General features: G+C 72.6%; 5 protein-coding genes. 4 read left to right on the top strand and 1 reads right to left on the bottom strand.

What is annotated here, in order from left to right:
- Together FL311_RS44150 and FL311_RS20740 are read left to right on the top strand one after the other, a co-directional pair.
- Window positions 1–1,222, top strand: a 1,222-nt coding sequence (locus FL311_RS44150; RefSeq protein ID WP_194869288.1) for a hypothetical protein, incomplete at its 5' end; no start/stop codon positions are given.
- A gap of 155 nt (window positions 1,223–1,377) precedes the next feature.
- On the top strand, window positions 1,378–2,700 hold the full coding sequence (locus FL311_RS20740; RefSeq protein ID WP_141327397.1) for a thioredoxin domain-containing protein: 1,323 nt from the start codon (window positions 1,378–1,380) through the stop codon (window positions 2,698–2,700).
- Window positions 2,701–2,719: 19 nt separating this feature from the next.
- Here the strand turns inward: FL311_RS20740 and FL311_RS20735 are convergent, their stop codons facing one another.
- Window positions 2,720–3,934: a murein transglycosylase A gene (locus FL311_RS20735; RefSeq protein WP_141327395.1), complete on the bottom strand. Its 1,215-nt coding sequence runs from the start codon at window positions 3,932–3,934 to the stop codon at window positions 2,720–2,722.
- Window positions 3,935–4,200: 266 nt separating this feature from the next.
- On the opposite strand from FL311_RS20735, the gene FL311_RS20730 reads away from it, so the two are divergent.
- Window positions 4,201–4,557 carry a hypothetical protein gene (locus tag FL311_RS20730; RefSeq protein WP_141327393.1) on the top strand — a complete coding sequence of 119 codons (357 nt, stop codon included), beginning with the start codon at window positions 4,201–4,203 and terminating at the stop codon, window positions 4,555–4,557.
- Between the two features lie 280 nt (window positions 4,558–4,837).
- The gene (locus FL311_RS20725; protein WP_194869287.1) at window positions 4,838–7,396 is read left to right on the top strand and encodes a TonB-dependent receptor; all 2,559 of its coding nucleotides are present in this window, start codon (window positions 4,838–4,840) and stop codon (window positions 7,394–7,396) included.
- Window position 7,397: the final 1 nt, after the last annotated feature.

The following is a 7,397-nucleotide window of genomic DNA, read 5'->3' as shown; positions in this document are numbered from 1 at the left end:
GAGCGCACCCGCTCCAGAGCTGCTCGCGCCGGTGACGGGGGTCCCCGCCGGCACACCGCTCCAGCAGAACCGGTTCATCACCGAGGGCTACACGCGCCTGGCGCGCACGCTCCAGGAGCTGGTGGACCCGGAGTTCCATCCGACGCACGGCAGCCAGGCCACCCCCGGCTGGTTCGCCTTCGCCATCCATGCCTCGCACGAGGCCGGCAAGGGCATGCTCGGCGCGGCCATCGCCCGGCGCATCATCGACCTCGCGCAGGGCGAGGCCCTCCCCAGCCCCGCCCGGACCTATGACCGCATGGGCCTCACGGGCACCGCGCGGAAGGGCGCGGAGCAGCTCTCCGAGGCGCTCGGTGGACATGGCCTGCCCCAGGACGCGGCCACCGCGCTCGGCGCGCTCGCGGGGGCCATGAACCTGGAGCCGCTCGGGGACCCGCGCACGCTCTGGGCCACCGCGCATCGCTTCGCGCGGCTGTTCTTCCAGGCCCCAGGCATCCTCCCGCTCGACAAGGCGGAGTCGCTCGCCATCACCCTGGAGCGCATGCTCAACGAGGGCAACGTCGCCATCTTCACCGACATCGGCGGCGCGGCCCTGCGCTACCTCGACTGGAGACCCGACACGGGCGGCGTCACCCCCGAGCGCGTGCTGAGCGACTTCACCCTCGCGGACGCGAAGCCCGACGAGTCCCAGCACGCCTTCACCGTCCTGCAGGGCCTCACCCACGAGAAGCCCGCCCCCTCCGACTTCGCGCGCCGCTTCCCGGGCATGTCCGCCATGAGCCTCGTGGTGGCGGGCTTCGCCCTGCTGGAGCGCGCGCGGCAGTGCCCCGGCCCCGCCGCGCGGGATGCGCTCATCCAGGTCGCCAACAACTGCTTCGCCTGGCGCGAGCAGGCCGACGCCGTGCAGCCCGCCTTCACGCCTCCCGAGCGGCTCCCGGGTGAAATCTCCCGCGCGGACCTCACCCTGGCGATGACACCGCTGCTGCGCCTGGAGCTGGGCACGGTGGCGTGGAACTTCGCCGACTACGCGGCCACGCAGCGCGACCGCGACTCCAACCCGCTCACCTCGAAGCCCACCGAGTACAACTGGGCCCTGCTCGCGGACCGCTGGCCCGCCATCCTCACCGCCTTCGAGCTGGGCTACCGTCACCCCTCGGCGCTCTGGACGCTCCCCTCTCCCTTCACCTCCGGGGACGACGAGGTCCGCCGTCGACTCGGCTGACGCGGCGGCGGCCCACTCCGGCGCGCGTCGGAAATGCGCGCTGAAACTTCCCGAGCCCTCGCCGCACTGAAGGGACGCCGGGCCACACGCGCCCGGCCCCTCGGTGGCTCGGGCCGACCGCGCCCGGGGTGTGTCTTCATTCCGGGAGTCGCGTCGTGCACAAAGCATCCGTGTGGGTGAGCCTCGTCGTGGGGCTCGTGTTGGGGTTCGTGGGAGGACGCACTTTCGCGCCCGTGCCCGCCAAGGTCGCGGAAGCTCAGCGCGCGCCGTCCGCGGCCGCGGCCCCGCCCTCCGCCCGGCAGCGGCCTCCCATCTCGCCCGTCGTCTACAAGGTCCCCGTGGATGGCTCGCTCATCCAGGGCTCCGAGTCCGCGCTCGTCACGCTGGTGGAGTTCTCCGACTACGAGTGCCCCTTCTGCTCGCGCGGCCACGGCACCGTGAAGCAGCTCCAGCAGCGCTACGGCGACAAGCTGCGCCTGGTGATGAAGCACCTCCCGCTGGACCGCCACCCGCGCGCCCGGCCCGCCGCCCTCGCCGCGCTGGCCGCCGGGGAGCAGGGCAGGTTCTGGGAGTTCCACGACGTCCTCTTCTCCAATCCGCGCGCGCAGCAGGAGGAGGACCTGGAGCGCTATGCGAAGGAGCTGAAGCTGGATGTGGAGCGCTGGAAGAAGGACCGCGTGGACCCGAAGCTCGCCGAGCGCGTGCGCCGCGACGAGAACCTGGCCCGCCTGGTCGGCGCCACCGGCACCCCGGCCTTCTTCGTCAACGGACGCTTCATCAACGGCGCGCAGCCGGTGGAGGTCTTCACCGGTGTCATCGACGAGGAGCTGGCGAAGGCGGAGGCGCTGGTGAAGGGCGGCGTGCCGCGCGCGGAGGTCTACGCGCGCACCATCGAGCGCGGCGTGGACCGCCCGCCCGCGCCGCCCGCGCCCGCGGAGGGGGCTCGCCAGCAGGTGGAGGTGGGCAAGGCGCCCTCGCGCGGCCCCGCCAACGCGCCCGTCACGCTGGTGGCGTGGTCGGACTTCGAGTGCCCGTTCTGCTCGCGCGCCGTGCCCACGCTCAAGACGCTGGAGAAGGAGTACGAGGGCAAGCTGCGCGTGGCCTTCAAGCACCAGCCGCTGCCCAACCACCCGAACGCGAAGCTCGCGGCCGCGGCGTCCCTGGCGGCGCATGAGCAGGGGAAGTTCTGGGAGTTCCACGACCTGCTCTTCGCCAACCAGCGCCAGCTCGAGCGGCCCGCGCTGGAGGGCTACGCGAAGCAGCTGGGGCTGGACGTGGCGCGCTTCAACCAGGCGCTCGACTCCGGGAAGTTCGACGCGGTCATCGCCGAGGACTCGCGCGAGGGCACGCGCGTGGGCGCCGGGGGGACGCCCACGTTCTTCATCAACGGCCGGCCCATCCTCGGCGCGGTGCCGGTGGACCAGTTCCGCCGCGTCATCGACGAGGAGCTGAAGCAGGCCGGCGTGGCCACGCGCTAGCGCGCCTGCGTGCCCCGCGTCACCGCGCCGTCACGGCGGGGGCGCGGGGCTTGGGCACCAGGAAGAGCAGCCGGCCCTTCTGCTTCATCATGCCGGCGGCGAGCTCCGCCTGGGAGCCTCGGCCCCAGAAGACATCCACGCGGCCCGCGCCCCGGATGGCGCCGCCCGTGTCCTGGTTGAAGACGAAGCGCGACAACGGCCGCCACTGCACCGAGCCGTCCGCCATCCGCACCGGATGGTCCGTGTGGATGAAGGCGAGGCCGCCCTTGGGAAACAGGCGCGCGTCGGTGGCGATGGAGCGCCCCGGCGTCACCTCGCGCCCCAGTGAGCCCACCGCCGCGCCCGGCAGGAAGCGGAAGAAGACATAGGACTCGTTGTAGTCGAGCACGCGCTCGCGCTCGCTCGGGTTCGCCGCGAGCCACGCGCGCAGGGCCTGCATGGACATCTGCTCGCGAGGGATGGCGCCTTCCTGGATGAGCAGCGCGCCGATGCTGCGGTACGGGCGGCCGTTCGACGCGGCGTAGCCCACGCGTCGCTCGGTGCCGTCGATGAGGCGCAGCGTGCCGCTGCCCTGCACCTCCATGAAGAACAGCGACACCGGGTCCCTCACCCACGCGAGCTCCAGCTTGCGCTGGCTCAGCTTGCCGCCGCGAATCTCGGCGCGGTTCCAGTAGGGGACGACGCGCCTGCCCTCGAGCCGGCCGAAGACGCGCTCGGAGGCGAAGCGCTCCGCGAAGGGCTCCAGCGGGACTTCGATGAGGTCGTCCGGCGCGGAGAGCACGGGGATGCGGTACTCGGCCGTGGGCGCGAGGCTCGCCTCGATGACCGGCTCGTAATAGCCGGTGAAGAGCACCGTGCCGTCCTCGCCGCCCGCGGCCTCCAGCAGCTCGAAGTCCTCCATCACCGCCTTGGACACGTCGAGCGAGGACATGCCGTCGGTCAGCCGCGCGCGCAGCCGCTCCAGCGCGGAGACCAGCTCACCGGCCGTCACCTCGCGAGGCCCGTAGACGAAGCGATGGTCCACGGGCCGGGTCCGCAGCCAGATGAGGCTCTGGTCCAACGCCACGCGCAGCGACGCCGGGTCCGCGTCGTCCATGAGCGCCACGTTGGAGGCGAGCTCGGCGACCAGCGCATCTTGCGGACGCGTGACAGGGGGACGGGGCGCACGCGCGCACGCGGCGCAGACGAGCAGCAGGCACAGCAACCCAAGGCGACGAGAGGACCGGGTGGGCATCACCCCTCGTACCTACTCCAGCCCGTGCACGGGCGACACTTCCGGACAACGCCGTGCCGGGAAGCCACGGGCCGCCAACGACACGTCCAAGCCATCAGCGACGGGTGGAGCCCTCACGCCTGGACCCGCGCCACGCATCGGGCCCGCAAGCCGTCCACCCCGGCACGCAGGCGAGCAGCCCCTGGCGTCATCGCGCGAGCATCGCCCCCATCCTTCCCGCACACGTCGGGCGCGGCCATCCCGGCCGGCCCTCGGGAGGATTCATCGTGAACGCAATGAAAGTGGCGAAGGTGCTCGGATGGGTGAGCATCGGACTGGGTTTGAGTGAGCTGGTGGCGCCCGGCGCGCTGGCCCGCTTCCTCGGCGTGCGACGGGGCACCGGACTGCTGCGCGCCTATGGCCTGCGCGAAATCGCCGCGGGCGTCGGCATCCTGACCCGCGCCAACCCCACGCCGTGGGTCTGGGCGCGCGTGGGCGGAGACCTGCTGGACCTCGCGAGCCTCGGACCGGCGATGAAGCACAGCCCGCGCAAGGAGAACGTCACGGGCGCCGTCGCCTTCGTCCTCGGCGCCACCGCCGTGGATGCCTGGTGCGCCCGACGGCTCAGCGCCTCGAACGTCTGACTCGAACGCCTCACCGCCCCGTGAGCCACGCTCCGGGGCGGTGTCCTCGCGGCAAGCTCCCGCGGGCCCAGCATCGCGCTCGGGCGGCGCACCGACACGGCGCCGTGGTGGGTGAATCGGAACCTCCTCACACCCCGGCAACGACCTGAATCCCGAAGTGCCCGCGTATGGAAGGATTGTCTCCCTCCCCCGCGCGATGACACGCCTCGGCCTCCTCTTCCTGCTGCTCCTGGGTGCCCTCCCGGCACGGGCCTCGTCTGCCGACGAGCCCTCGGCCCTCGTGGCTCCCACCCTCGCCCAGGACGCCCCCGCGCGCTTGCCCGAGGGCCAGGTCCTGGACGCGCCTTTCGCCGTGGAGCTGGAGCTGACCCTCGACGAGGCCGGCGAGGTCGTCGAGGCCCGCGTCGTCGGTGAGCCGCCGGTTGCGCTCGCCCGCGCCGCGCTGCACGCCGCGCCCCGCCTGCGCTTCCACCCCGCCACCTCGCGGGGCCACCCCGTCGCCGTCCGCGTCCCCTTCACCTACCGCTTCGAGCCCCCTCCCGTGGAGGACACCCGCGCGGTGCTCACCGGCCGCGTGCGCGCGAAGGGCAGCCGCAAGCCGCTCGCCGGCGCCATCATCCGCACCCACACGGCGACGGTCGAAGCCGACGCCCAGGGCCTGTTCCGACTGGAGCTCCCTCCCGGCGAGCACGCGCTGAAAGTCACCTCACCGGGCCACCGCCTGCTGTACCTCACCGAGACGGTCGAGGCCCGACAGCGGCTGGAGGTGCTCTACACGCTGGAGCCCCTCGCGGTGAACCCCTACGAAACCGTGGTGCGCGCGGACCGGCCGCGCACCGAGGTCTCCCGCGTCACGCTGCACGAGCAGGAGCTGCGCGAGGTCCCCGGCACCATGGGCGACCCATTCCGCGTGGTGATGCTGATGCCCGGCGTGACGACGCTCGCCTCCGGGCTCTCCTATCCCGTCGTGCGCGGCGTGCAGCCCGCCGCCAGCGCCTTCTTCGTCGACGGCGTGCGCGTGCCCTTCCTCTACCACCTCATGCTCGGCAACGCGGTGGTGTACCCGGACCTCGTCGAGTCCCTCGACTTCCAGGTCGGTGTCCCCTCCGCGCGCTACGGCAGCCTGCTGGGCGGCGCGGTGGACGCGCACGTGAGCCGGCCTCGCGAAGAGGGCCTCCACGGCAGCGCGTACGCGGACCTCATCCAGGCCGGCGCCTTCCTGGAGGTGCCCATCCCCGAGACGGGCACCACCGTCGCCGCCGCCGCGCGCGTCAGCTACACGGGCCTGGTCATCACCCGCATCGTCAACGCCGTCAACGCGCCCTCCTCGTACACCGCCAGCGACGGCACCGTGTACCGCGACGCCGGCGAGCCCAAGGTCTACGCGGACTACTGGGACTATCAGGCCCGCGTGGAGCAGCGCGTGGGCCCGGGGCAGCTCCGCCTCCTCGCGCTGGGCACGTCGGACGCGGTGGGCCTCACCGCGCGCGAGCCGGAGACGGGCGACTCGGGCGGAGTCGGCCTGTTGTTCCATCGCCTGGACCTGCGGGGCCGTCACCCTCTCGCGGGAGGCGAGGCCGAGGTGGGCCTGACGCTCGGATATGACCGGCTCGGCCTCGCCTACAGCAAGGGCATCCGTCAGCCGGGCTCCTACGAGCTCACGCAGGGCAGCGTGGCCCTGCGCGCGGGCTACACGCGGGAGCTCTCCGCGGACCTGAAGCTGGAGCTCTTCAGCCACGCCGAGCGCCGCGAGGCGAGCATGCTGGCCATCGGCCGGTTCCGGCCCGTGGGACCCTTCGACGGGAAGGACGCGTACTCACGCCCCGGCATCCTGGGCACCTTCGCGGGCGTGGGCACGCAGCTCACGTACACGCCCTCCGCGCGCTGGGTGCTGGTACCGGGCCTGCGGCTCGACAGCTACCACGGCTTCGGGGACCGGACGCGGCTGGCGCTGGAGCCCCGGCTCGCCGTGCGGCACGCGCTCACGGAGGGCCTCACGCTGAAGGCCGGCGCGGGCCTGTATCACCAGCCCGCCACCGTGCTGCTGCCGGTGCCCGCGGGCGAGATGCTCGCGCTCGAGCGCGGGCTCCAGCGCACGGCGCAGTTCTCGCTCGGCGCGGAGTGGCGCCCCCTCAACGGCTGGGAGGTGGCAGCCGAGGGCTACTTCAACCCGCTCCTGCGCACGCTGGAGTTCAACTTCGAGGACGTGCTGAGCAACCTGCGCCGCCGGGGCCTCGAGGCCGAGGACGTGGAGCGCCACGGCCACAGCTACGGCCTGGAGCTGATGGTGCGTCGTCCCCTGGGCCGCCGCTGGTTCGGCTGGCTCACGTATGGCTTCAACCAGAGCAAGCGCTTCGAGCGCTACGCGAAGGTGGGTCCGAATGGCGAGGAGCTCGGCATGGCCGAGGGCTATCTGCCCTACACCTTCGAGCAGGCGCACTCCATCAACGCCGCGCTCAGCTACCGCTTCGACTTCGTCACCCTGGGCGCGGTGGCGCACTTCAACACCGGCCGTCCGGAGACGGGCCAGTTCGGCTACCGCACCATGCGCGAGGGCGTGGACGCGGACGGCGAGCCCGAGTGGAAGCCCGTGGGCCGGGGCGCGGTGGACCGGCTGCCCTCGTTCTTCCGGCTCGACTTCCGCGCCTCGCGCACCCTCGTCTTCGACTCGTTCCTGCTCGACGTGTACCTGGATGTCTTCAACGTCACCGCGCGCAGCGAGGTGCTCACGCGGGACTACGGCTACGAGGGTGAGGACGGCCAGCCCGTGCGCCTGAAGCGCAAGGACTTCGGCATCCCGGTGATTCTGCCCACGCTCGGCGCCAAGGGGACCTTCTGAC

It is taken from the genome of Myxococcus sp. AB025B (genome assembly GCF_006518215.1).
Taxonomy (GTDB): Bacteria; Myxococcota; Myxococcia; order Myxococcales; family Myxococcaceae; genus Myxococcus; species Myxococcus fulvus.
Note: the sequence above shows the minus strand (reverse complement) of the source record. Positions and strands in the feature narration are given on the sequence as shown.